Genomic DNA, 23,897 nt, shown 5'->3' on the forward strand with positions numbered 1-23,897 from the left:
ACACAAATAATGAAATTTTCGATACTTATTGCCAATTACAACAACGGTAAATACTTTAAAGACTGTTTTCAATCTCTTCTGTCTCAAAATTATCAGAACTGGGAAGCCATTATTCTTGATGATGCATCCACTGATAATTCTGTAGAGGTTATTAAAAAAATGGTGGAAAATGATGAGCGGTTCAGAATTTATCATAATGAAACCAACAGCGGAGTCGGTGTCACCAAAAGCAGGCTGATAGAATTGGCAGAAGGAGAAATCTGTGGTTTTGTAGATCCTGATGACGCTATCCTGCCGACAGCAATATCTTCGAGTATAAAAATTTACCAAAAGAAAATGGATGTAGTACTTACCTATTCTCTTTTTACAAAATGTGATGGGAATCTCAATCCTCAGGAAGTTTTCAATGGCGGAAAACAGGTCATCAATCAATCTCCTTGTTTTTTTAATAGTCCTATTGAAATCGCTCATTTTGTTACGTTTAAAAAAAAGATTTACAATCAGACGGAAAAAATGGACACCTCTATGAAAATCGCAGAAGATCAGGACCTCTATCTTAAAATGTATGAAAAAGGGAAAGTATATTTTATTAATGAGTCTAATTATCTCTACCGAATGCACTCCGGTGGAATTTCGCAGAATGAAAATAAACAGAAATCAAGAGAATATTTTGCTCAAGTGATTTTCAATGCAATGAAACGAAGAAATTTAAAAAACATCAATGGAAGGCCTGTTCCGGGTGAATTTGAAAATGCTGATGAAATCTATAGCCTCCTTGAATACCAAAATACACTGATTTCAAAAATAAAGAGAAAGGTAATTATCCTTATCCAGCAAATTTTTAATTAATGATTAAAAAAGATAAAATAAAAGTTCTGTTCAGGCATCGCTCTATGGAAATGGGCGGTGTGGAAAAGGTGGTTTTGAGCATGCTTAATAACCTCAACAGGGAAAAATTTGAGCTTACGATATGTCTCAACATCAATCAGGGTGAGCTGCGGAACGAATTTCCTTCTCACGTCAGAAAAGTATATATTGCAAAAGGAAAGGAAGATTTTTCAAAAAATCCACTGATCCGGAAATTACAGTTGGCCATAAGAAAATTGAAGCTTAATAAAGCTCAAAAAGATCCGTCTGTTGCAGATCGCATTCTTCAGGACCAATTTGATGTGGAAATAGCAACAACGTACGCAGTTTACGAAACAGTTCTTAATTCCAGCAATAAAAACTCAAAAAAAGTTGCGTGGCTGCATTCTGATCTTACCCTTCCCTCTTTCGATCCTTACCGTGAAAATATTTTCAACAGTATGAAGCAGTTTGACTATATCATTTATGGTTCTCAGCAATGCAAAGATATTCTGGAAGAAAAATATCCTGATGTACATTTCCCGCCGGGAAAAGTGATACTCAATGCCATTCCTATGGAAGAGATTAAGGAAAAGGCGCTGGCTTTTATCCCCGAATTTGAAAACGTACCTATATTCGTTTCGGTGGGCCGACTGGATATAAGAAAAGGATACAGAACTCTTCTGGAAACACATCAAAAACTTCTGGCAGACGGATATACCCATCATATTTACGTGATTGGAAACGGCGAAGATTACGAGATGCTCTCGAAAAGAATTGATGAACTGGGAGTTAAAAATTCCTTCAAACTTTTAGGCACACAAATTAACCCCTATCCGTATGTGAAAAACGCTGATTTCTACATTATGCCTTCTGAAAGTGAAGGCTGGCCTTTAATCATTGCGGAAACCTTGATTCTTCAGAAACCAATCATAGCAACAGCAGTGGGCGGCGTTCCTGAAATGATCGATCACAAGATCACTGGATATCTCACCGAATATTCCCAGGAAGGTCTTTATTTTGGAATTAAAGAGTTCCTAACCAATAAAAATCTAGTTGAAAATATTCAAAAGAATCTGGTAAATATTGAGGGTAAATTCGACAATAAAAAGATTTTTGGAGCTGTCGAAGAAATCATCCAAGAACTGACCGGAAGACATGAATGATAAATAAAGGAACTAAAATACAATGATGAAAAAGAAAAAAATCCTTATCCGAATTGGTTCATTGCGCCACGGTGGTGCCGAAAAAGCATTGATCAATTTTTTGAAAAATATTCCTTCAGACAAATATGAGATTGATCTTTTACTCAATCTTTATTCCGGGCAATATATTAAGGAAGTTCCGGCATGGATCAATCTGCGCTATCTCATCAAAGGTGATATGATCACGACAAACAGGATACAGGATATTCCTTTAAAAGCTTTCAGAGTACTTTATCAGAAAATGTTGCTCCTATTTCCGTCCATTCTTTATAAAATCATTTTGAAAGGCAAACAATATGATATCGAAATAGGAGCTATTCATGGGATATATAAAGAGATTCTTTCAAGCCCGCAGAAAAATTCAAGAAAGATTCTCTGGATACAAAACGATATTTTTAGTTTAAAAGAATATACTTCTGATATCATCCGGAAATTCTTTAAATTTGATAAGATACTGGTAATTTCCAATAAGCTGGAAGAAGAAATGCTTAAGCTTGCCAGCAATGAAAAAGAAAGAAATTCAGTTGTTAAAATCTATAATCCGATTGATAAAAAAGACACATTGGAGAAAGCGAATGCTGCCATCGACGATATGCCCTTTAAGGATTCCGAATTTCCGCTCTTTGTTTCAGTAGGTACGGTGTACCCGCAAAAAGGATATGACAGGCTTCTGCACATTCATAAAAAACTATGGAACGAAGGATTTCACCACAACCTCATTATCATTGGCGATGGTTATGATTTTGAAAACATTTACCAACTGCTTGATAAACTAAATATTGGTGAAAGTGTAAAAATGCTGGGTTACCGTAGTAATCCCTATCCCTATGTACAACAATCGGATTTTTACATTATGTCTTCACGACACGAAGGTTTTCCTACGATTATTGCAGAAGCACTGATTTTAGAAAAGCCTGTTTGTGCAACCGATATTTCAGGCATCAAAGATCTTTTACAGGATGGAAAGATGGGAATAATAACCCAAAATTCAAAAGAAGGAATTTATGACGGAATGAGACAATTCATTACAGAAAAACATTTGTCAGAAAAATATAAAGCCGCAATCCGAAATACTGAGCTCCCTTTCATTCTTGAGAAATCCGTACAGCATCTTCAGGAAATCATTGATCATATTTAAATAATCTGTTATGCCACGTTCTATCATCCAAAAAGATTTTTACCGGGAAAGTGGAAAATGGCTTTCCGGGTTACAGATTATGACAAAATGTATCAATCCGAATCTGCATTTTATCTATATTTTAAGGAAGGCACAGAAATACAGGAAAGTTCCATTAATGAGTATTTTTTGGAAATTGATTTTAAGACATTATCAAATTAAATACGGCTATCAGATTTATCCTGAAACTGAAATTGGAGAAGGTTTCTATATCGGACATTTTGGTGCCCTGGTCATTAATCCGAAAGTGAAAATCGGAAAAAACTGCAATATAGCCCAAGGGGTAACAATCGGACAGCAAAATAGGGGAAAGAACGCAGGTGTCCCCGTGATTGGCAACGAGGTATGGATCGGGACAAACGCAGTAATCGTAGGAGGAATTACCATTGGTGACAACGTTTTGATTGCTCCTAATGCCTATGTTAATTTTGATGTTCCTTCCCATTCTGTTGTCGTGGGAAATCCCGGTACGATTTATCATTCAGAAGCAGCTACAGAAGGCTACATTAACCATAAGATATGAAAATCAAATCTTTAATATTGATTTTTTATGAATTGTTCGTACTTTTAACAAGAAAATAACAAACATAGAATAAGATAAAGGATGATTTAAGCATATTTTAATATTAAACTTTGTTAAAAGTATTTGCTTTTTCATCAAATATTCTATTTTTGCAGTATTATTGATTTAGTCTATTGATTTTAAAAATAATTTACACGAAATAAATAATTATAAATAGTTAAATTATGTCACAATCGTACGAAGTTATTTTTGAAAACAACAGAAAATGGGTAGAATCCAAATTGGCAGACAACCCTGATTTCTTTCATGAACTGGCCAAAACGCAGACTCCTGAATACCTCTACATAGGATGTTCAGACAGCAGGGCTACCGCGGAAGAACTGATGGGAGCAAAGCCCGGTGAAGTTTTTGTTCACAGAAATATTGCCAATATTGTCAATACTTTGGACATGAGTTCTACAGCCGTTATTCAATATGCTGTAGAACATCTTAAAGTAAAGCATATTATTGTCTGTGGGCATTACAACTGCGGCGGTGTAAAAGCAGCCATGACGCCTGAAGATCTCGGATTGCTGAATCCATGGCTGAGAAACATCCGCGATGTTTACAGACTTCATCAGAAAGAGCTTGATTCTATCAGTGATGAAAGCCAACGTTATGACAGGCTTGTTGAGCTTAATGTTCAGGAGCAGTGCATCAACGTTGTAAAAATGGCCTGTGTGCAGGAAAGATATATTCTTGAAGAATATCCTGTTGTTCACGGGTGGGTTTTTGACCTCAGAACAGGTAAGATTATTGATCTGGAAATTGATTTTGAAAAAATTCTCAAAGACATCCAGAAGATCTACAACCTTACAAGTTCTGACTGGGTAATGAGCAGAAAGACCAAATAGTTTTTCTAAAAAAGTGTAAAATGAAACTTTGGAGTATTATTACATTGATGTTTTTTCTGAATTTCACGGCTTTACCGGGTATAGCCTCGGTTTTTGGCTGGGATCTCACCAGGACGAATGTAGTGATCAACGAAGAAGAACCGCACTCTCACCCATCATCATTCATTGTTTACGAAAAGACCCTTCCAAAACCTTTGAATGTATTCGATTATCTTAAATTTTTCGAAACGTCTTTGGAAGAAAGATCTTTTGTGCCGGTAGATGATTCCTTTCATCTGTCGCCTTTATTAACCATATTTTCTCCGCCTCCGGAAGCTTAATTAGTATAAACCAGAGTTTTTAATGCATATTCATATCATTTTTGATATCGGATACTCATGTACATTACAAAATTAATTTTCCAATCTTATGTACTGATTTACTGAAATATGGATAAATCAGTTCTATTCACAGCAGCTTGATATCATGAAAAAAACATCATTAATAGGAGGAATAAAGGAGAATTTCCCTTCAGGACTCGTCGTATTTTTAGTAGCACTTCCCCTTTGTCTGGGGATCGCACTGGCTTCAGGAGCTCCGCCCTTATCCGGCATTATTGCGGGTATCGTGGGAGGTCTTGTGATAGGCTCCATTAGTAATTCCAACATCTCGGTGTCTGGGCCGGCGGCAGGATTAACAGCCATCGTTCTCACTGCAATTACTGACCTCGGAGCATTTAATATTTTCCTTTGTGCAGGGATTGTTGCAGGCGTTATTCAATTGATCTTAGGATTTGTAAGAGCAGGAAGTATTTCCAATTATTTTCCTAACAACGTTATTGAAGGGATGCTCGCTGCCATCGGAATCATCATTATCTTAAAGCAGATTCCGCATGCTCTGGGATTTGATAAGGATTATGAAGGCCACCAGTCGATTTTTGATAATGGATTAAACTTCGGTTATTTCTCAGAATTATTCGGAGCCGTGCATCCGGGGGCCATTATTGTGACGTTGGTTTCTGTTACTATTCTGATTATTTGGGATAAAGTATATGCTTTAAGAAGAATAAAAATGCTTCCTGGAGCGCTTGTCGCCGTAGTGGCAGGGATTATCCTGAACGAAATCTTTAAAATGACAGGCAGTTCACTTGCTATACAAAGTCAGCACCTGGTATCCCTTCCCGTTCCGCAATCTCTGGAAGATTTTAAGAACCTAATTACGCTACCTGATTTTACAGGTTTTACCAATCCAAAGGTATGGATCGCTGGGGCTACCATTGCTATTGTAGCGTCTATTGAAACCCTTCTTTGTATTGAAGCTTCTGACAGACTGGATGTGCAAAGAAGAATCACGGATACCAATCTCGAGCTTAAAGCGCAAGGAATCGGAAACCTGGTAAGCTCATTTATCGGAGGCCTTCCGATGACTTCAGTGGTCGTAAGAAGTTCTGCCAATGCCAATGCGGGAGCTACTTCAAAATTATCTGCGATAATTCATGGATTTCTTCTATTAATATGTGTTTTGTCTATTCCCGTTGTATTAAATCTTATTCCTCTGGCTACTTTGGCAGCAGTATTGATCTTAGTCGGATACAAGCTGGCAAAACCGGCGACTTTCAAACATTTCTGGCATTTGGGTAAATTTCAGTTTATTCCGTTTGTGGCTACCGTGATTGCCGTTGTAGCAACAGATCTGTTGAAAGGAGTAGGAATCGGACTTGCCATCTCGGTTTTCTATATTCTGCAGGGAAATATGAAAAGAGCATATTATCTTAGCAGGGAAAAACTTAATGATGCAGATGGGATCAATATCAAACTGGCTGAGGAAGTTTCATTCCTGAATAAAGCAGCGATTAAGAAAACATTGAAAAATATAAAACCGAACTCTTCAGTAACGATTGATGCCAGAGGAACGTCTTATATTGCGACCGATGTATTGGAAATGATTCAGGATTTCGCCAATATAAGGGCAAAAGAAGAAGACATCAATGTAGAACTGTTAGGGTTCAAAACATCATACAGAGACTATGAAAGAGACGAAAATTCTCATATCGTAGTTACTCATAAAAGAGCGATGTAAGCTCTTTGTTTAAATAAATTTTAACTTTAAAAATATAAATAAATTATATGAAAGCACACACTCACGAAACTCAGTCTACCATTACACCGGAAAAAGCATTAGAGTTTTTAAAGGAAGGAAACCAGAGATTTGTTAATAACTTAAAAGCCAACAGAGATCTTCTGGAGCAGGTAAACGCTACCCGTGAAGGACAATGGCCGTTTGCAGTAGTCTTAAGCTGTATAGACAGCCGTACTTCTGCAGAGCTTATTTTTGATCAGGGCCTTGGGGATATCTTCAGTATCAGAATTGCAGGAAATTTTGTGAACCAAGATATTCTGGGGTCTATGGAGTTTGGATGTAACGTAGCAGGATCCAAGCTGGTTGTGGTTTTAGGACACACCAAGTGCGGCGCTCTAAAAGGAGGTCTGGATGCTGCAAAGATTGAAGGATTAGGAATGGATAATCTGAATCACCTTATCAACCATTTTGATCCGATCATTAAAGAAGTAATGGAAGAAGGTGAAGAGCGTGCTTCAAGCAACAGCTCACTTTTGGAAAGACTTAACCATCAGAATGTAAAAAGCGCCATTGAAGATATCCGTAAACAAAGCTCAACACTCAGAAAGCTGGAAGAAGAAGGTAAAATAAAAATCGTAGGCGCTAATTATGATGTTGAAACGGGTGCCGTAAACTGGTTATAGGATCAAACCTAAGAAATCAGGAGAAAAATAATAAAATATGTTAAGTTAGATAGATTGGAAATTAACTTTTTTAAAAGTACATCTGAAGGCCATCGTTTACGGTGGTCTTTTTTTTATTCAATCCTTTAAATGTATGCGTGCCTTCGAGAGCCTCAAGCGCCGCCAATCGATTGCTTCTAAATTCCCCTCCTCCGGAGGGGTGGCGGAAATTCCATTGGAATTTACGACGGGGTGGTCTGTTATGCTATCAGAATGCAAAGCATGTGCTTTAACCATGGTTTGCTTCTCGTAGTTTTATAGATTATCAGAGCAATACAAATAATGACATCTGTTCAATGGTAGCTTCGACTCAGCCCAGCTGCCAATCCCGGAATCTTTCCTAAACCACCCGTCAAAAATTCTTTCGAATTTTTGCCACCCCTCCAAGGGAGGAGAATTTTATGCCGCTTAGACTCTTCAGCACTCCCACTCTCAAACCCTCAAACCCAGGTGGAGGTTCTCGAAGCCACCAATCCTTCAAGGGTAGTGCGGGCCTTCGGCTCCGATCAGGCGTCGCTAATTGACTACTTTTTGTCGTTCCATAGGAATCTCGACATAACAGGTAACGTTAGATTTAATTTTTAACGCTATGTCCGCAGGAGATTTATGTAGTATGCATATTCTTTGAGCGCAAAGGTACTTCGACAGGCTCAGCATAAACTTAAACACTCAGCAAATGATAGCGAATCTTAATAAACTCTCATAACAACCCTCAAACCCTCCAACCCAACGGTGGCTGAGCGGAGCCGAAGCCAAAACTCCGGCCGGGAAAGATTTCCCAACCGGAGTAACACACTGATGAAAATACCCATCTTTACGATGGAATGATGGATTGTTCTTGCGCTGAGGTAGCCGTTTACAGTACAATATTACTTACGTACTGAGGACATACCGTCCCTCGAGCGAGGGAAACACGGTCCTCCGAGTGAAGGAAATACCTTCCTTCGGGCGAAGGACAAGGTAACTTACGGGCGACACCCTTGATTTCCTATTCAACGGTTAATAATTTATCTAATAGTCCAACTCTTGGTTCCTTTAGAAAAGCACTGTTCTTGGAAAACTGCGTCACCACTTCCAGATTATAAGTTCCTGCTGCCAACGTCGGAATCACGACAATAACCTCCGAAGGATTATTGGTCACGATATCACTCTGCTCTACTTTGGTTCTTCCCTGTGTTGCGGTGTCTACGAAAAAGACTCCCACTGAAGCATCATTGCCTGCAACTTTGATCTTGCTGCCCACGATCTTCAGGTTTCTGCCCGGAGTAAGCAGATCATTTACCGAACCACTCTTCACATCCGTTACCTGTAAGATCACGGCAGAAGATTCTGCTACGCCCAAGATGTTAACTTCAATATTGGGAATCTCAGTACGTAGCTTTTCTCCCTGGTTGAACTGGAAGATAATGCTGTGCTTGTCTTTGTTAAAAGTCTCAGATGGACTGTCGAATACCCCGCGGATGGTGGTGCTTGCGGTAAAGTAGCCGGTATTCACTGAAAAGCCGTCACACAGTTGATAGGCCATTTCTTTCAGGAAAAGCTCGGTTGCCTGTTCCATTGCCGAAGCGGGAACATCTGCACCACCACGGCTGGCGGCGGCTTCACATATCTGCTTTACGGAAAGGGAACGCTCGCTTGCCGTACGGGCAATGAAATCATTGGGGTTGTCTTTGGTTAAAACGTTATCGTACAGATACGCTTTGATTCTGTGAAGAATTGTTGACATAAGTATTGGTTTTAAAATTATTGTTGGTTTTAAAAACCTCCAAGGTTTTGGAAACCTTGAAAGTTAGGATTGTCAGTTATAGATTGCAGGCAAGATCAGATGGCTGGTACGCTTACTTGTATCTGGTAATGGTAAATAATCCATACGTATTATTATGTCCTAACCCATCATTTGCAGACATTAAAGACCAGGTCCCGATATAGAATTGCACACTGCCATCGGTAGTATTATGAATTAAGATATTAGCATTTACATATTCGCTACCATCATTTGTAGCATAACCAAATCCATCATTACCGTCGATTTGCTTACATACAGCTCCGGCTGCTAACCACATTCCTGTACCCCAGGACAGATTTGCATCATATGTTGATAAAGCGTTTAAGCTATAAAATATTGGAGAAGAAGAAGTATTTACGAATTTTGGAGCTACACAGCATCCTGCATAACCTCCGGAAGAGAAATCCATTCTTAAAGCGCCATTTGGTCCAAAATTCACGAAACCAGCAGTATTTCCGGCAGCATCTGACAAAAGTTTATAATTGACACTTTGAGTATTGTTAATAGCCCTTCCATTCATCCATGTACGGTAAAGACTTATTGTTGAGTTTGTCACAAATGAAGATGTAGGTACTGTAATCACTGCTGTTCGCGTTTCTCCAATGTTCAAATCTGTAGCTGAGGAAGCTCCTCCATCACCCTTCAAACTTGTCCATTGCGATCCATCCCAATAATACATTCCTGAACTTTTAAGAGTTCCTGTACCTGTATTGTAGACTAATAATCCCGCAGTTGGAGAACTAATGGTACTTGTATCTGTTTTGCTGTTAAGTGCTACCCTAGGAGGAAGAAAACCTTTATTAGTAGAAGTGACATCCAAGGCAGCACTCGCATCCGGGCTGCTTGTTCCTATTCCCACTTGCCCATTATCTTTGGCGATGAAATCTGATCCTGCTGCCCTTGCTGTTCCATCTGCTTTGGCTCCTAATTTTACCAGACCGTTGTTTGTGTCGTTTATCCAGGCATCATTGGTAGTATCTCCTGATGATGCACCTGCCATTTTCTGCCATGCATTTCCATCAAAATAATAATATCCCGCAGTGGTAATATTGGCTGTTGGCCCGGTAGGGTTAGTGTCAGCTGCAGAGGCATAAACAATAAGCCCTATTTGGTTTGCTCCATAGATTCCTGCTGCTGTTGCCGTATGGATATTATTACCGGATAATTGCGGGATAATGAGCCCTTCGGGTTTGGTTCCGCTTGTTTTGGCGGTAATGTCAAGGGTTGCTTTTGGAGAATTGTTATTAATCCCCACTTGTGCGAATGCGATCATGCTGAACAGCAGAGCGGCGGTTACAAATAAATATTTCATTGTTTTGTATTTAGGTTGTTGTTTATATTTTTAATTGTGAACACGAAGTGCGCTAAGGCTTCTTATCTATGATATGCTTTTGAGTTTCACAAAGGCGTTCTACTTATAAGAGTGCGCAAAGCTGGCTTTTAACACGAATGGACACTAATGGATTGAACACTAATTTCACAATTGTTGTGTGAAAATGTTTGCTAAGATCCCTACGGGAAGACAAACGGAGTGGGAAGTTTCCTCTTGCATTAAAGCATTTGTCTTATTTGTGCATAGCTATTTGTGCTCGTTTGTGTTTACTAATTCGTGTCATTTGTGTTTAATAAAATATCGCAACTACGGGCGGAGGGCGGCTGAAGTGGTTCGTCGTGATTTTTAAAATATGGAAATCGTTAATAAGAAGATATAAAAGCTTCTTTTTAGCATGATTTACGACCAGGAAAACTCTCAGAGCGGAATCCATCATTTTGTGATGTTGCTTTACCGGAGAGGAATTTCCTAAAACAGCTGTTAACAGAGGATTGTTCGTGTTTCCAATATAATGCGAGCTCTTTGGAATTGTAAAGCAGGCTTGATTTATTTGGTTGATATCTTTTTTGCTAACGGACGTCGATTTTAGCTCAAAGAAAACTTTGCGCTTGTTGGCGCTGAGCTGTTTTGATGATGTTTGACTTTTTCGTGATAAAGATTTAGCAACGTAAATTTCAACCGGTGATTCAATATACAGATAAGAATTTTCAGAGATAAAAAGTATCGAATCGGAGTAAGAAAAAGGAGTCTGGGAACTGATAAAAACGACCATGAAAAACATCGTGCAAAACACTATTCTTACGCTAAAGCGCAGGAGCAGAGGGAATTGTAGAAGGAGCATCATTTGTTTTTTCATTGTGTAAAAAAAGGTAGTCTCGACTGGACTACTTTTAATACCAATGATTTAGAAATCAATGTGGTTCTGTTTTTTTAGGGTAAAAATGGGAGCGGTTTTTTTAGCTCTGAAACGGTCAATTTTTAAGGAAAACTACAGCTGCTAATTAATTAACATATTAAAAAACAACAGCTTATTATTTGGAGATTATGAGAATTTGTTTACATTTGTCACAGAAAAAGTAGTCCAGTCGAGACTACTTTTTTGTTGAAATATATGCTGATTTTTATGAATATGAAGTAGGCTACTTTTACATAATTCGGTTAAAATAATTTTCAAGATACGAGTGGTTAAAAATACTTACTTTTGAATATTAAATACCAACATTCATTATGAAGATAAATATTCATATCCTTTCTATCCTTTGTTTATTATTTTTCGGGACTATAAATGCTCAGGAAACTTCCGGTAAGAAAACCGTCAGTGATACCCTGGCCTATGCCAAAAGATTTGAAACCAATAAAGAGAAATACATAGGAAAAGCTTTTTCTCTTCTGTTAAAAGATATGGCTCAGATAACTCCTAAAAAAGCAAAGTCCGAGTTCAAAGAAGATAGAGAAAATCCTCTTCCCAGTACCACATTCACATTTTCTGATAAAGATATCAATGCTGGAAATGAAGTTTTCATGATGATAAAATGGAAAGCCGATGATTCTACTACGACGCCATTAGAATTTTTTGAGCAGGAACATAACTATCGCTTTACAGTCAACGAAAAAAACTTTCTTGAAAAAAGAATCATAACAGACATCACCGTCTACAGACGATAATCTGCAACAAATCTGTTGCCTGCTCCATGTGATTATTTACCATTAAACGCAGACATCGTATTATTAATTCCTGCAAATACAAATGAAAGAGAGGCTTTTGCAAACTTTTCTATTCTTTCGGGCAGTGCGGCATTTTCCTCCTCATTCCAGGTCCCGAGCACATAATCTACCTGCCTGCCTTCAGAAAAATCTGCTGAAATTCCAAACCGGAGACGTGCATAGTTCTGCGTCTGTAGAACCTCATTGATATTCTTCAACCCGTTGTGACCGGCATCAGACCCTTTAGCTTTCATCCTTAGCGTTCCGAAAGGGAGGTCAAGATCATCCGTAACGATCAGAACATTTTCCAGTGGGATATTCTCTTTCTGCATCCAGTATCTTACAGCATTTCCTGAAAGGTTCATATAAGTATCCGGCTTAAGTATCAAAACTCTTCTTCCCTTGTATTTCCCATCAGCCATCCAGCCAAAATTGGTAGTTTGGAATGGAACTTCTAATGTCTCTGCAATTTTATCTGCTACTTTAAATCCTATATTGTGACGTGTATTTTCGTATTCGGAGCCTTTGTTTCCCAGGCCAACTATTAAATATTTCATGAGAAATTTTTTGCAAAATTAAGGTATTAAAATAAAAAACTCAATCTAAGTAAAGATTGAGTTTGATATTATTGTAAAGATTATTCTTTATAATGGCTTGTAAATATAATTTATACCATATCCTTTACTCATATAGGTCTGTGCATCGTAATTGTAATTTGTAGAGATTACTACTGGTACCGGAACCAGCTGCATAAGATCTGTAATTGATTTTCTTGTAGGACTATTTGGCGATAATATCCAGCTATCCAGATCATTTTGTTCAGTTGACAGAATTCTGGAAATCTTATATTCTATTGGCAGTAATGTATACGGATTGATCTGAGCATCATAGTTTGAAAATTCATACTGATACTTTGTATTTACAGTTCCGTGTACACCTCCTGACATCGGCCCATAGCCTCTTACAACTTTCGATACATTGTCGCCCGCGTATTCATAAGCGGTTTCAGAAAAATTGGTATATGCAAACTGTACACCTGGATCTTCATCTCCGGTTTCCATTACAATTTTAGCAAGTTTTGCTGTTGTAGAGCTATATGTTAATTTGTAAAGTGTTTTAGACTTTCGAAGGAGCACCCATGGTCCCGCTGGAGTTGTTGGTGGCACCGCTGGAGTTCTATTATATACCGAGCGGTTTTCAGAGATCGATTCTAATCTGCCTGTAGCACCATAAGTGAATTGCTGCTCGTATGAAGTACTGTCGACATCAAGCGTTCCATCATTATCTGCATCGAGAAAACCTTTGAATGTAACTCTGCTGATTTTATTACCACTGTACTGCACATCTGTAACAGAAGCTTTTCTACTAGTCACTTTTGCCATTTGCAGGCCATTATAGTAATAGGTTGCCAGTGTATCAGAGTCTGTAATTTCTCTGTAAAGTGCACGTGCACCGTTTAGTCCGCTGTTTTCATTGATATCAAGCAGAGGGTTTCCGTCTTCATCTAATAGGTCTTTGCACGAATGAACTGCAGAAACGCTCACTAAAAGCAAAAGAAAATAAAAAAGTCGTCTCATTCCAATGTGGGATTATTTATTTTTCCACAAATATAATTTTTTTTTGAATAAAAATCATATTTTAATTCATTTTCAGGCAAAACTATTAAACATAAATTATACTTATAACGCTTTGTATATATATTTAACCACCTGCCCCTGATCCGAAACCGGATAATTTTGAGAATCATACAGATATCCTTTTGGTACACTTATTGGCGGACCAGACGGATTCTGCAGGGTGATTTTCCCCACGTTATTAAACGAAATTGAATTAGAATTAATCGGGAACAAGGTACCTGTAACCATAAAATACTCTTTCGGCAGCGTATTATATGGATTTATTTTAGAATCATAATTGTCGTATGCATAGGACATAAGGATTGAAGTTGAAGGATCAGGATTGGCTCCGTCCATCAGCATGGTGGTATAATCCAGTCTTGCTACATTACCTGCTGAGAATGTAAATTTGCTTTCAACATAATGTGTATAATCCGCGCTGTTGCCCATTTTTTTCTTTTCAACAATTCTGTATAACTGACCGTTTGCATCATAATAAACTGTGAAGTCACTGTGATTGGTGATTGTCATTATCGTTTGATCCATGGTGAATCCCGATAATTTGCCAGCAGTGTAAGAAAGGTTGTAGACATTATCTATAACGTGCGGATTAACATTATCCTGATATTTTATTTTTGTAATCTTGTCAGCGGAATACGTTACAGTAGCCGTAATGGTATTGGTACTTCCCACATCTCTTATGTATGCCTGAGAAAGAATTCCGGCATTGGTAATATATTCTTCCATCGCTATATTTCCGCTTGTGATCTTGCTTAAAATTCTTGGCCCTGTAATGGTGGTTCCTCCTCCTGAATTGCCGTTATTCTGATTTGGCGGATCCTCCGTTGTATTGTCGCAGGAAATGGTAAAACTTAGTGCTAAAACAGCAAGAGATGAAAAAAGAAATTTTCTGATCATAAGTTATTAATTTTAAACGTCTCAAATATATTGATTTTCTTTGATCAGGAAACAAAATCTTTAATGTAACTGATTAATTATTGATAAGACTGCAGTACGGAGGTAGTAAGGATAGACTGTGACATTGTCGCATTGAGATAAGGATTGTTATCAGTAGCTGGTTTACCTATGCCTAATGTTCCGCCGTTCAACGTTCTTTTTATACACGCTGCTTTTACCTTATAATCATTTTTCGGGGGAATATTAGTAAGTGTTGCATTCAGGTTAAAGATTTTATAAGATCCTTCCGGTCCCAATAAAACATCTGTCCTTACAGCTTTTAGATAATTATCTAAGAAAATACCGCAGGCAAATCCTGATGAAGAATTTCCATTCCCCATTTTCTGTGCAGTAGTCTGAAATGTAAATACAATTTTGTTGACAGCATTACTTACTGAGAATGCATATTCTGTGTCCTCCAATACCTTCCAATCCGTTGTAATTTCAGAATTTTCAGTATATGGGACTGAATTTCCATTTTCAGTGAATACGGCTCCATGCTGATCTTTGGCTGTATTAATGAAAAATACAGACATACTGCCTTGCCCGTCAGCAATTTTTATTTCTTTCCAGTCATTCACCTGAAGATCGGCATTGTTATGAAAAATTGTTCCCGTTGCCCCTGCGTTCCCTTTTACATTATCTGTTCCCCCCGTTCTCAGCGAACTTCTTATATTGAGATCACCATTAATGTCCAGAACGCCTACTGGTTCGGCTATTTTAATACCAATTTGTGCATTCGCATACCCAAAAAATGCAGATAAAAATATAATAAATATCTTTTTCATAATTTAATTTATAATTGTATTAAATACCTGAGGGACTTCGTAAACATCAACTCTAAGAAATGATTGTGTAATAAAGCTATTTATATTATTATGAACATAAGTTCCTATACCAAGTGTTGCATTGGTATTATAAGATTTTAGCCTTTTACATCCTACACTTATTGTATGTATCCCTTTAGAAAGGTTTTGAGCCATTCCGATCTGATTATGGGTGATAAATGTATTTGTTGCTGAGCTTGCCTTAATATTTCTGAGTCTTATATTCGCCAGTTTTTCGTCAATAAAAACCCCACAGGCATAATCTATTGAGCTATCGGGATTTCCATTAGCATCAAAAGTCCCCTGAACTACCGTCTCAAATTGAAAATATACTTTACTCTGCGCACTATATGCCTCAAACTGCTGCGATAATGATGGGATTTTTTTAAATGTATCCAACGAACTGAAACTGGTACCCTCAATAAATAAATTGGATAATGCAGTTAATGCAGACTGATTAGCAGGCTCTTCCGTGGAATTAAAAGTGGTCCCCGTTTTATCTGAAAAGGAATTATTGTAAATAAGAAAGAATTTATTTTTTTCATAATCAGGAATACGAAGACTTTTCCATATAGGTGGATATCCCTCACCCTGAGAAACTAATATTTGATCATTTGTTCCCTCATAGATGGTATTGTTGTTGGTATTTAATACCGATAATTTTCCTCTGAGGTTCATATCACCATTTACGTCAAGAATAGCTTTCGGAGACTCCGTTTTTATACCTATCTGTGCAGATATTAAAAATCCTGAAACAATTGATAACAGTAAAACTAATTTTCTCATCCTTGGTTAATTTTTAGTTAATAAGTAATGAATTCAATGATGTCCATTTTAAATTCAGATTCTAATATGAAGTTATTGGAAACATAAGGATCGCCAGTCTGGGTTACTAAGCTATGTCCAATTGCGAAAGCACTGTTAGGATTTGATGAATTTATTTTCCTGCAAGCAACCTCTATTTGATGAGTTCCTACAGGGACATCCTGCTCAGTATAATTAAGGGTAAAAATATAATCCTGCAAGCCGTTCTTTCCAGAATTATTATTGGATGATATTTTGTCCGGCCGTACTGCTACAAGCTTTCCGTTTCTAAAAACTCCACAGGCAAAAGTAATATTTTCAGAAGTTGTCGAGACTGGAGCCCGCATTTCAACTCCTGTCTGAAACTGATAGGTAATTCGGTTATTTCCATTTTTAATTTCGATGGCATTTGCAACGGCGCCTAATTTGATCCATTTACCTGTATTAGTATCACTGATATCGTCCCCTACATTACTCTTATAAATGCCATCACCACTATTTGTAAAGGTCGTAATACCATTCTGGTCTGAAAAAAGATATGAGTTGGTCAGCTTGTACTGTCCCGTTTCCACGAGAGGTACATTTAATGATTTCCAAGCGGGTGGCAATCCTTCTCCCTGCGAAACCAAAACCTGCCCGTTTAGCCCGGAATTTCCAACTTGTGTGGAAGTACCTCCCACTCTAAGTTCTTTTCTTAGTGTAGTCGCTCCGTTTACATCAAGGGTGGCATTGGGAGAAGCTGTTTTGATACCTACCTGTGCATTGGTTTGTATAAAAAGCAATACTCCTGCAAATAAACTATAAGTTTTTTTTTCCATAATAAGTGATTGCAAATGTAAAAAAAATCACAATACAAAAAACACATTTTTTCCCTGAAATAACAGGTTATATAAGATTAATAAATCAAAAAAATTAGAATTATATATATCAATTTGTTTTTAGCATTGATTTTAAAAGAGAATTTACCTCATCTACATTATTTATTTTATCTTTTCTCATCATCAGCTGATTTCCATCCTTGCCTGTCTTTTCTTTCAGCTGAGCCTGGGCAGGATTTTGAGTAAGATAATTTATGATATGCCTGAACTTATTGGTCTGATAGAATTTATCCTGAGGATTCCCCGGAAAATATCCTAAGAACACGCCATTTTTCATCACTATTTTTTCAAAGCCGATCTCTGCGGCAAGCCATTTCAGACTTACACTTTTTAATAAATTTATGGCTTCTTCAGGAAGATTCCCAAAACGGTCTATCAATTCAGATTCAAATTTTTCCAGATCTTTTTCATTGTCTATTTCGGCGAGTTTCTGGTATAACAATAATCTTTCTTCCGTGTTGGAGATGTAGAAATCCGGCAGCATCAGCTCAAGATCTGTATCAATATTGATGTCTTTTGTTGTTTTAAAGAGCTTGTTTCTTTCTTCTTCATTTTCAAAAAGATTCTCAAATTCCTGATCGTCTTTAAGCTCTTCAAGGGCTTCCTGCATTAATTTCTGATAGGTTTCAAATCCCATTTCATTAATAAATCCGCTCTGTTCGGCACCCAGCAAATCTCCCGCTCCACGAATCTCCAGATCCTTCATGGCAATCTGGAAACCGCTTCCTAAATCAGAAAACTGTTCGATGGCCTCCAGTCGTTTTCTGGCATCAGAAGTCATCATGTCGTAGGGTGGCGTAATGAGGTAGCAAAATGCTTTCCTGTTGCTACGTCCGACTCTTCCTCTCATCTGATGCAGATCTGCCATCCCGAAACGTTGTGCATCATTAATAAAAATGGTATTGGCATTCGGAACATCCACCCCACTTTCTACAATGGTCGTGGAAACAAGCACATCATATTTTCCTTCCATAAAATCCAGGACATTTTTTTCAAGCTCTTTTCCTTCCATTTGTCCGTGCCCTGTAATAACTCTCGCGTCTGGAACCAATCGCTGAATCAGGCCTGCAATTTCTTTAAGATTTTCAATTCTGTTGTTGATAAAATACACCTGTCCGTCGCGCTGAAGTTCGTACGAAACAGCATCACGAATAATTTCTTCATTAAATCCAACCAGCTGTGTATCGACAGGCTGCCTGTTCGGAGGTGGTGTTTTGATAACGGATAAATCTCTCGCCGCCATTAAAGAAAACTGCAGTGTTCGCGGAATCGGAGTTGCCGTAAGGGTTAAAGTATCGACATTGCTTTTAAGTGTTTTTAATTTATCCTTTACGGAAACACCAAATTTGTGCTCTTCATCTATGATCAGCAATCCTAAATCCTTAAACTTGACGGTCGAACCTGCCAGCTGATGCGTTCCGATCACAATATCTACTTTCCCGTTTTTAAGCGCTTCCATTGTCTCAGATTTTTGTTTTGCCGTTCTGAAACGGTTGATATACGCCACATTTACCGGAAAATCTTTTAGTCTTTCTTTAAAGCTTCTGTAATGCTGGAAAGCCAGAATCGTTGTAGGAACAAGCACAGCTACCTGTTTACCGTCTGTTGCCGCTTTGAATGCTGCACGAATAGCAACTTCAGTTTTACCGAAACCTACATCCCCGCAAACCAGCCTGTCCATTACCGTGTCTGCTTCCATGTCTTTTTTTACATCAATGGTTGCCTTTTCCTGATCCGGAGTATCTTCATAGAGAAAGCTTGCTTCCAGCTCATTCTGTAGGTAAGAATCCGGGCTATAGGCAAATCCTTTGGCTGTTTTTCTCTGGGCGTAAAGTTTGATGAGGTCAAAAGCAATCTGCTTTACTTTTGCCTTTGTTTTTTGTTTTAAAGATTTCCAGGTTGGGGATCCGAGTTTACTTAAAACCACTTCGCGTCCTTCAGGACCATTATATTTTGAGATTTTGTGAAGCGAATGAATACTTACATACAACAGGTCACCGTTTTTATAGGTAAGTTTAAAACATTCCTGAATTTTCCCATCATTATTAACTTTTACCAATCCCATAAATTTTCCGATGCCGTGATCGATATGGGCAATGTAATCACCTATTTTGAGAGACATTAAATCTTTCAGGGTAAGCTGTTCAGATTTGGCAAATGTATTTTTGGATTTATACCGCTGATAACGGTCGAAGATCTGGTGATCGGTGTACACAAGGATTTTATGGTCATGATCTACAAATCCCTCATGAATTTCTGATTTAAAACTTTTAAACGGAAGCTCATGTTCCAGCTCTTCAAAAATAGATTCCAGTCTTTCTTTCTGCTTTTCCCCGGAAAAAGAAATCCAGGTATCGAAGCCTTCGTTTTGTTTTTCTTCAAGATCTTCAATCAATAATTCGAAATTTTTATGAAAGGACGGTTGAGGAATCTGGTCTATTTTTATATCCTTCATCTCGATGAGGCCATCAATAGAAACGCTTCCGAAATCGACGGTATTAAACTTTTTATAATCAAATAAAAATTCCTGATCAGAAATGAAAAGCTCCTGGGGTGTTCCGTGGGCGATATCTTTGCTTAACGTTTCATATTTTTCCAACGCTTTTTCGTAAAAGGTCTTCAGCTTCTGCATACCGATAATTCCGTTTTTAGAAACTACGATACTTTCCTTAGGCAACAGCTGAAGTAAAGAGACACGGCTTCCGGTCACCGTAAAATTCATATTGGAAACCAGCTGAAATTCTTTCACCTTATCTACGGAAAGCTGGGTTTCAATATCAAAAGTTTTAATGCTTTCTATTTCGTTTCCAAAGAAAGTGATACGGTAGGGCTTTTCATTGGAAAAAGAAAATACATCTACAATTCCTCCTCTCACAGAGAATTCTCCGGGTTCCGAAACGAAATCCGTCTGTTGAAAATTGTAGTGATTCAGCAATTCATCCACAAAATCAAAATCTAGCTGATCTCCAACTTTAATATGATGCGAAATGGCTTTGAAGTCTTCTTTCTTCAGAACTTTTTCCGATAAGGCGCCTGCATAAGCCACAATGACTTTTGGAGATCTTCCGGAAGTAATTTTATTAATAGCTTCGGTTCTCAGAACCAGGTTTGCATTCTGCGTTTTTTCTACCTGATAAGGTTCCATGTGAGCTGCGGGAAAATACAGCACTTTGTCCTTTCCGAGAAGATCTTCCATTTCCGTATTGGCATACAATGCATCTTCTTTATCATCAATGATATAAAGGATATGTTTGTTGCGACTAAGAAAAAGCTCTGCCACAAAGATCGAAACAGCTGATCCGGCACTTCCCTTAACGGATATATGTTGATTTTTTTCCAGTTGATTGAAAATTTCTTTTCCGAATTCTTTCTGAAGTAAATCCGGCAGAAATTTCTCGCTAATGGTTTTTAACTGCATAGATAATTCTGTATAAACGACAAAAGCGATTTCGGGAGTTTCCGAAACCGTTTGATCTATACAAAGATAATACTTATTAATCTTTTAAACGACATTACCATATATAATGATATTTAAAAAAAAGCCTGTAATTCTTAATTTTTATTAAAATCCAAAATAAAAAGTTAAAATATATTTCACTTTTTCAAATGGCACATTGTTTGAAAATCATACTCTACCAAAAATTAAAGAAATAATATTATGAAAAAAGCAATCAGAATTTTAGGACTATTCATGCTCATGTTTTTTGCAGTCACGGCAATTACATCATGCAGCGATGATGACGATCCGGCGAACAACGATTTTTTCGCAGGAACTTACAAAGGTAGCGTAGGCTATACAGACGGAGACACTAACATCAATTCAGATAACGGAAGTGTATTTGTAACAAAAATCGCAAGCGGAACAAAGTATAACTTTGCCTTTTCAAACGGAATTCCTGACCTTAATGGAGTTGAATTTAATCAGCAAGGTGATAACACCCTTGTAATGGTAGGATCTACTGCGACGTCATACATTAGAATTGACAATAATGAACTAAAAATATTATATATAAAGGATGGAAAATCGTGGACTGCTAACTGTACTCGATAACCAACTTTTCATACATTATGTTAGGGCCTGCTTTTCTTCATCAAGGAAAGCAGGTTTTTATTTGTATTTACCGTACCGTTTAATGTTTTTTTAAGCTGTAATAAACTTTAGTTAAGTTTCTGAAAATGAGATTTGCCTTTACAATTTTGACTACCTTTGACTCAACAAACAGCAAAAAAACAATTTACTATGAAAAATTTATTATCTGCATTGTCAATCATTTTGGGACTTGGCTTTGCAACAGCTCAAACGACCGCGCCGGTTAAATCTGCATCCCAGCAAACTGTTAAAGGAACAAAAACGGTAAAAACTGCAACAGTTACCAAAGCTGAAGCAGCGCCTTCGGCTGCGAAAATGAAGAAAGACGGAACGCCTGACAAAAGATATAAGGAAAACAAAAAACTCAAAAAAGACGGCACACCGGATAAAAGGTACAAAGAAAACAAGTAGACTCAACAATAGTTGTTATTTTCATAATCAAATTTCGAAGAACCGATGACTACTCATTCATCGGTTTTTTTGTTGGATTATTGGTTATTGGATATTAAAGTTTCTTCAGTTATTTATAAATTTGAAGAATGTTAAACTTCCTAAAGAAAAATATCGCATTGCTCTGGGCAAAAAAGCATGTACGCGATGCTGAAGAATTCAAAAAAAATGCTGAGGAAAATCAGGAGAAATTGCTACTTTCTCTTACGGAGACCGCAAAAAAAACGCTTTTTGGGAGAGAGCATGATTTTGAAAATATTAAATCTATAGCCGATTTTCAGAAGAAAGTACAGATTTCAGATTATGAAGATCTCAAACCTTATATTGAAAGAGTAAAAAAAGGACAGGCCAATATTCTCTGGACAGCTATTCCGGAATATTTTGCAAAAACTTCAGGAACGACCTCCGGCTCAAAATATATTCCTATATCAAAAGAAGGAATGCCCTTTCAGGTAAAGGGTGCTCAAAGTGCTCTTTTTCATTACATTGCCAAGAACAATAATGCTGATTTTGTAAACGGGAAAATGATCTTCTTACAGGGAAGTCCCGAACTTGAAGAAGTTTTCGGAATAAAAACAGGCCGTCTCTCAGGAATTGTCGCTCATCATATCCCAAAATACCTGCAGAAAAACAGGCTGCCAAGTTGGGAAACCAACGTAATGGAAGACTGGGAAGCTAAAGTCGACAAAATCGTGGAAGAAACGGAAAAAGAAAACATGACTCTTATTTCCGGAATTCCACCATGGCTGATTATGTATTTTGAAAAGCTGGTTGAAAAGCATCATAAAAAAATCAAACAGATATTCCCGAATCTTCAGCTGATCGTGACCGGTGGCGTAAATTATGAGCCTTACCGCGATAAAATGGAAGAGCTTCTCGGAGGAAAAGTAGATATTGTACAGACATTTCCTGCTTCTGAAGGCTTTTTTGCTTTTCAGGATGACTATACCAAAGAAGGATTATTACTTTTAACCGATCATGGTATATTCTACGAATTTGTTCCGCTGGAAGAATATAGCAAACCTGATGCGAGAAGATTAACCTTAAAAGATATTGAGCTTAATAAAGATTATGCTTTGATCTTAACAACCAATTCAGGACTTTGGGCGTATTCTATCGGTGATGTTGTAAGATTTATTGATAAAAATCCGCACAGAATTTTAGTAAGTGGAAGAACCAAACATTACACTTCTGCTTTTGGAGAACACGTGATTGCCTATGAAGTGGAAGAAGCCATAAAAGCAACCCTGGAAAAATATCCGGCCCAGATCACGGAGTTTCATCTCGCTCCAAATGTAAATCCTAAAGAAGGACTTCCTTACCACGAATGGTATATAGAATTTGAGAAAGAACCTGAAGATTTAGAGTTGTTTAAAAATGAACTCGACCTACAGCTGAGAAAACGTAATACATATTATGACGACCTGATTTCAGGAAATATTCTGCAAAAACTTCATATCATCAATTTGAAGAAAAATGCCTTTCATGAATATGCCAAATCGCAGGGAAAACTGGGTGGGCAAAATAAAACCCCAAGACTCGCCAATGACAGAAAAATTGCAGAATTATTGGAAAATTACAAACTTTAAGCACTTTTTTTCAATTCCGGAAACGTATATTCGAAAAAAATTATAAATTTGGAAAACTAAAAAATAATAATGAAAGCATCTGTACTTTTAAAATCATCTTTATTGACGTCGTTATTTGTAATTTCATCCTGTGCAACCACAAAATACAGTATGGATACTGCGAAAAATGATTATTCTAATCTTGAAGCAGGAAGAACATATACTGTAATGATGAGAGATGGCTCAAAAAACCAAAAAATATTATTCCGTAATGTAGAAGGAGATAATATCATCGGAACTGCCGGTAAAAAAGACAGTACAGTTGTTACTATTCCTAAATCTAATGTAGCTGCCGTAAGAGACAGCAGAAAAGCTAAAACAGCAATCGGAGCCACAGTAATCGGAGCTGCGGGAGTTGCGGCTTTGGTTATCAGCGCATCGAGAGCAGACTAAATAGATT

The 23,897-nt window shown here is 37.6% G+C and carries 23 protein-coding genes; 13 read left to right on the plus strand and 10 right to left on the minus strand.

Features of this window, described 5'->3' with window-relative positions; translation table 11 throughout:
- The first annotated feature begins 9 nt into the window (after positions 1–9).
- From BMW64_RS10640 to BMW64_RS10675, 8 genes are all read left to right on the plus strand, one after another.
- Complete coding sequence (locus BMW64_RS10640; protein ID WP_089999941.1) at positions 10–849, plus strand: glycosyltransferase family 2 protein; 840 nt, start codon at positions 10–12, stop codon at positions 847–849.
- On the plus strand, positions 849–2,012 hold the full coding sequence (locus tag BMW64_RS10645) for a glycosyltransferase (protein WP_089999942.1): 1,164 nt from the start codon (positions 849–851) through the stop codon (positions 2,010–2,012). Before BMW64_RS10640 ends, BMW64_RS10645 begins: the two co-directional genes overlap by 1 nt.
- Positions 2,013–2,037: 25 nt before the next feature.
- Positions 2,038–3,189, plus strand: a complete 1,152-nt coding sequence (locus BMW64_RS10650) for a glycosyltransferase (RefSeq protein ID WP_090000131.1) — start codon at positions 2,038–2,040, stop codon at positions 3,187–3,189.
- Between the two features lie 10 nt (positions 3,190–3,199).
- Positions 3,200–3,751 (plus strand): serine acetyltransferase, encoded by a 552-nt coding sequence (locus BMW64_RS10655; protein ID WP_089999943.1) that lies wholly within the window; start codon positions 3,200–3,202, stop codon positions 3,749–3,751.
- A 224-nt stretch (positions 3,752–3,975) separates the two neighbouring features.
- Entirely contained in the window at positions 3,976–4,644 is a 669-nt protein-coding gene (locus BMW64_RS10660; protein ID WP_089999944.1) for a carbonic anhydrase, read from the plus strand.
- Between the two features lie 20 nt (positions 4,645–4,664).
- On the plus strand, positions 4,665–4,964 hold the full coding sequence (locus BMW64_RS10665; RefSeq protein WP_089999945.1) for a hypothetical protein: 300 nt from the start codon (positions 4,665–4,667) through the stop codon (positions 4,962–4,964).
- Between the two features lie 145 nt (positions 4,965–5,109).
- Entirely contained in the window at positions 5,110–6,702 is a 1,593-nt protein-coding gene (locus BMW64_RS10670) for a SulP family inorganic anion transporter (RefSeq protein ID WP_089999946.1), read from the plus strand.
- Positions 6,703–6,749: 47 nt separating this feature from the next.
- Entirely contained in the window at positions 6,750–7,385 is a 636-nt protein-coding gene (locus BMW64_RS10675; protein ID WP_089999947.1) for a carbonic anhydrase, read from the plus strand.
- A 1,027-nt stretch (positions 7,386–8,412) separates the two neighbouring features.
- Here BMW64_RS10675 and BMW64_RS10680 read toward each other — a convergent pair.
- The 3 genes from BMW64_RS10680 to BMW64_RS10690 form a co-directional block, all read right to left on the minus strand.
- Positions 8,413–9,150, minus strand: coding sequence for a DNA-binding domain-containing protein (locus BMW64_RS10680; protein WP_089999948.1), 738 nt, complete (start codon positions 9,148–9,150; stop codon positions 8,413–8,415).
- Between the two features lie 112 nt (positions 9,151–9,262).
- Positions 9,263–10,522, minus strand: coding sequence for a hypothetical protein (locus tag BMW64_RS10685; RefSeq protein WP_143052681.1), 1,260 nt, complete (start codon positions 10,520–10,522; stop codon positions 9,263–9,265).
- A 310-nt stretch (positions 10,523–10,832) separates the two neighbouring features.
- On the minus strand, positions 10,833–11,315 hold the full coding sequence (locus BMW64_RS10690; RefSeq protein WP_177175269.1) for a hypothetical protein: 483 nt from the start codon (positions 11,313–11,315) through the stop codon (positions 10,833–10,835).
- A gap of 455 nt (positions 11,316–11,770) precedes the next feature.
- Here BMW64_RS10690 and BMW64_RS10695 point away from each other — a divergent pair, with 455 nt between their 5' ends.
- The gene (locus BMW64_RS10695) at positions 11,771–12,208 is read left to right on the plus strand and encodes a hypothetical protein (RefSeq protein ID WP_089999951.1); all 438 of its coding nucleotides are present in this window, start codon (positions 11,771–11,773) and stop codon (positions 12,206–12,208) included.
- A gap of 32 nt (positions 12,209–12,240) precedes the next feature.
- On the opposite strand, the gene pth is transcribed toward BMW64_RS10695, so the two are convergent.
- The 7 genes from pth to mfd form a co-directional block, all read right to left on the minus strand.
- Positions 12,241–12,804 (minus strand): aminoacyl-tRNA hydrolase, encoded by a 564-nt coding sequence (gene pth / locus BMW64_RS10700; protein WP_089999952.1) that lies wholly within the window; start codon positions 12,802–12,804, stop codon positions 12,241–12,243.
- An 87-nt stretch (positions 12,805–12,891) separates the two neighbouring features.
- Positions 12,892–13,824, minus strand: coding sequence for a hypothetical protein (locus BMW64_RS10705; RefSeq protein ID WP_089999953.1), 933 nt, complete (start codon positions 13,822–13,824; stop codon positions 12,892–12,894).
- A 102-nt stretch (positions 13,825–13,926) separates the two neighbouring features.
- Entirely contained in the window at positions 13,927–14,781 is an 855-nt protein-coding gene (locus tag BMW64_RS10710; protein ID WP_089999954.1) for a hypothetical protein, read from the minus strand.
- A 77-nt stretch (positions 14,782–14,858) separates the two neighbouring features.
- The gene (locus BMW64_RS10715) at positions 14,859–15,608 is read right to left on the minus strand and encodes a hypothetical protein (RefSeq protein WP_089999955.1); all 750 of its coding nucleotides are present in this window, start codon (positions 15,606–15,608) and stop codon (positions 14,859–14,861) included.
- Between the two features lie 3 nt (positions 15,609–15,611).
- Complete coding sequence (locus tag BMW64_RS10720; RefSeq protein WP_089999956.1) at positions 15,612–16,433, minus strand: hypothetical protein; 822 nt, start codon at positions 16,431–16,433, stop codon at positions 15,612–15,614.
- 17 nt (positions 16,434–16,450) lie between these two features.
- On the minus strand, positions 16,451–17,269 hold the full coding sequence (locus BMW64_RS10725) for a hypothetical protein (protein WP_089999957.1): 819 nt from the start codon (positions 17,267–17,269) through the stop codon (positions 16,451–16,453).
- 109 nt (positions 17,270–17,378) lie between these two features.
- Positions 17,379–20,747 (minus strand): transcription-repair coupling factor, encoded by a 3,369-nt coding sequence (mfd, locus tag BMW64_RS10730; protein WP_089999958.1) that lies wholly within the window; start codon positions 20,745–20,747, stop codon positions 17,379–17,381.
- 240 nt (positions 20,748–20,987) lie between these two features.
- On the opposite strand from mfd, the gene BMW64_RS10735 reads away from it, so the two are divergent.
- The 4 genes from BMW64_RS10735 (at position 20,988) to BMW64_RS10750 (ending at position 23,890) form a co-directional block, all read left to right on the plus strand.
- Positions 20,988–21,380 (plus strand): hypothetical protein, encoded by a 393-nt coding sequence (locus BMW64_RS10735; RefSeq protein WP_089999959.1) that lies wholly within the window; start codon positions 20,988–20,990, stop codon positions 21,378–21,380.
- Between the two features lie 189 nt (positions 21,381–21,569).
- The gene (locus BMW64_RS10740) at positions 21,570–21,830 is read left to right on the plus strand and encodes a hypothetical protein (protein ID WP_089999960.1); all 261 of its coding nucleotides are present in this window, start codon (positions 21,570–21,572) and stop codon (positions 21,828–21,830) included.
- Between the two features lie 128 nt (positions 21,831–21,958).
- Complete coding sequence (locus tag BMW64_RS10745; RefSeq protein ID WP_089999961.1) at positions 21,959–23,458, plus strand: GH3 auxin-responsive promoter family protein; 1,500 nt, start codon at positions 21,959–21,961, stop codon at positions 23,456–23,458.
- Between the two features lie 69 nt (positions 23,459–23,527).
- Complete coding sequence (locus tag BMW64_RS10750) at positions 23,528–23,890, plus strand: hypothetical protein (protein ID WP_089999962.1); 363 nt, start codon at positions 23,528–23,530, stop codon at positions 23,888–23,890.
- Positions 23,891–23,897 lie beyond the last annotated feature (7 nt).

The sequence above is a fragment of the Chryseobacterium taichungense genome (assembly GCF_900109935.1).
Taxonomy (GTDB): domain Bacteria; phylum Bacteroidota; class Bacteroidia; order Flavobacteriales; family Weeksellaceae; genus Chryseobacterium; species Chryseobacterium taichungense.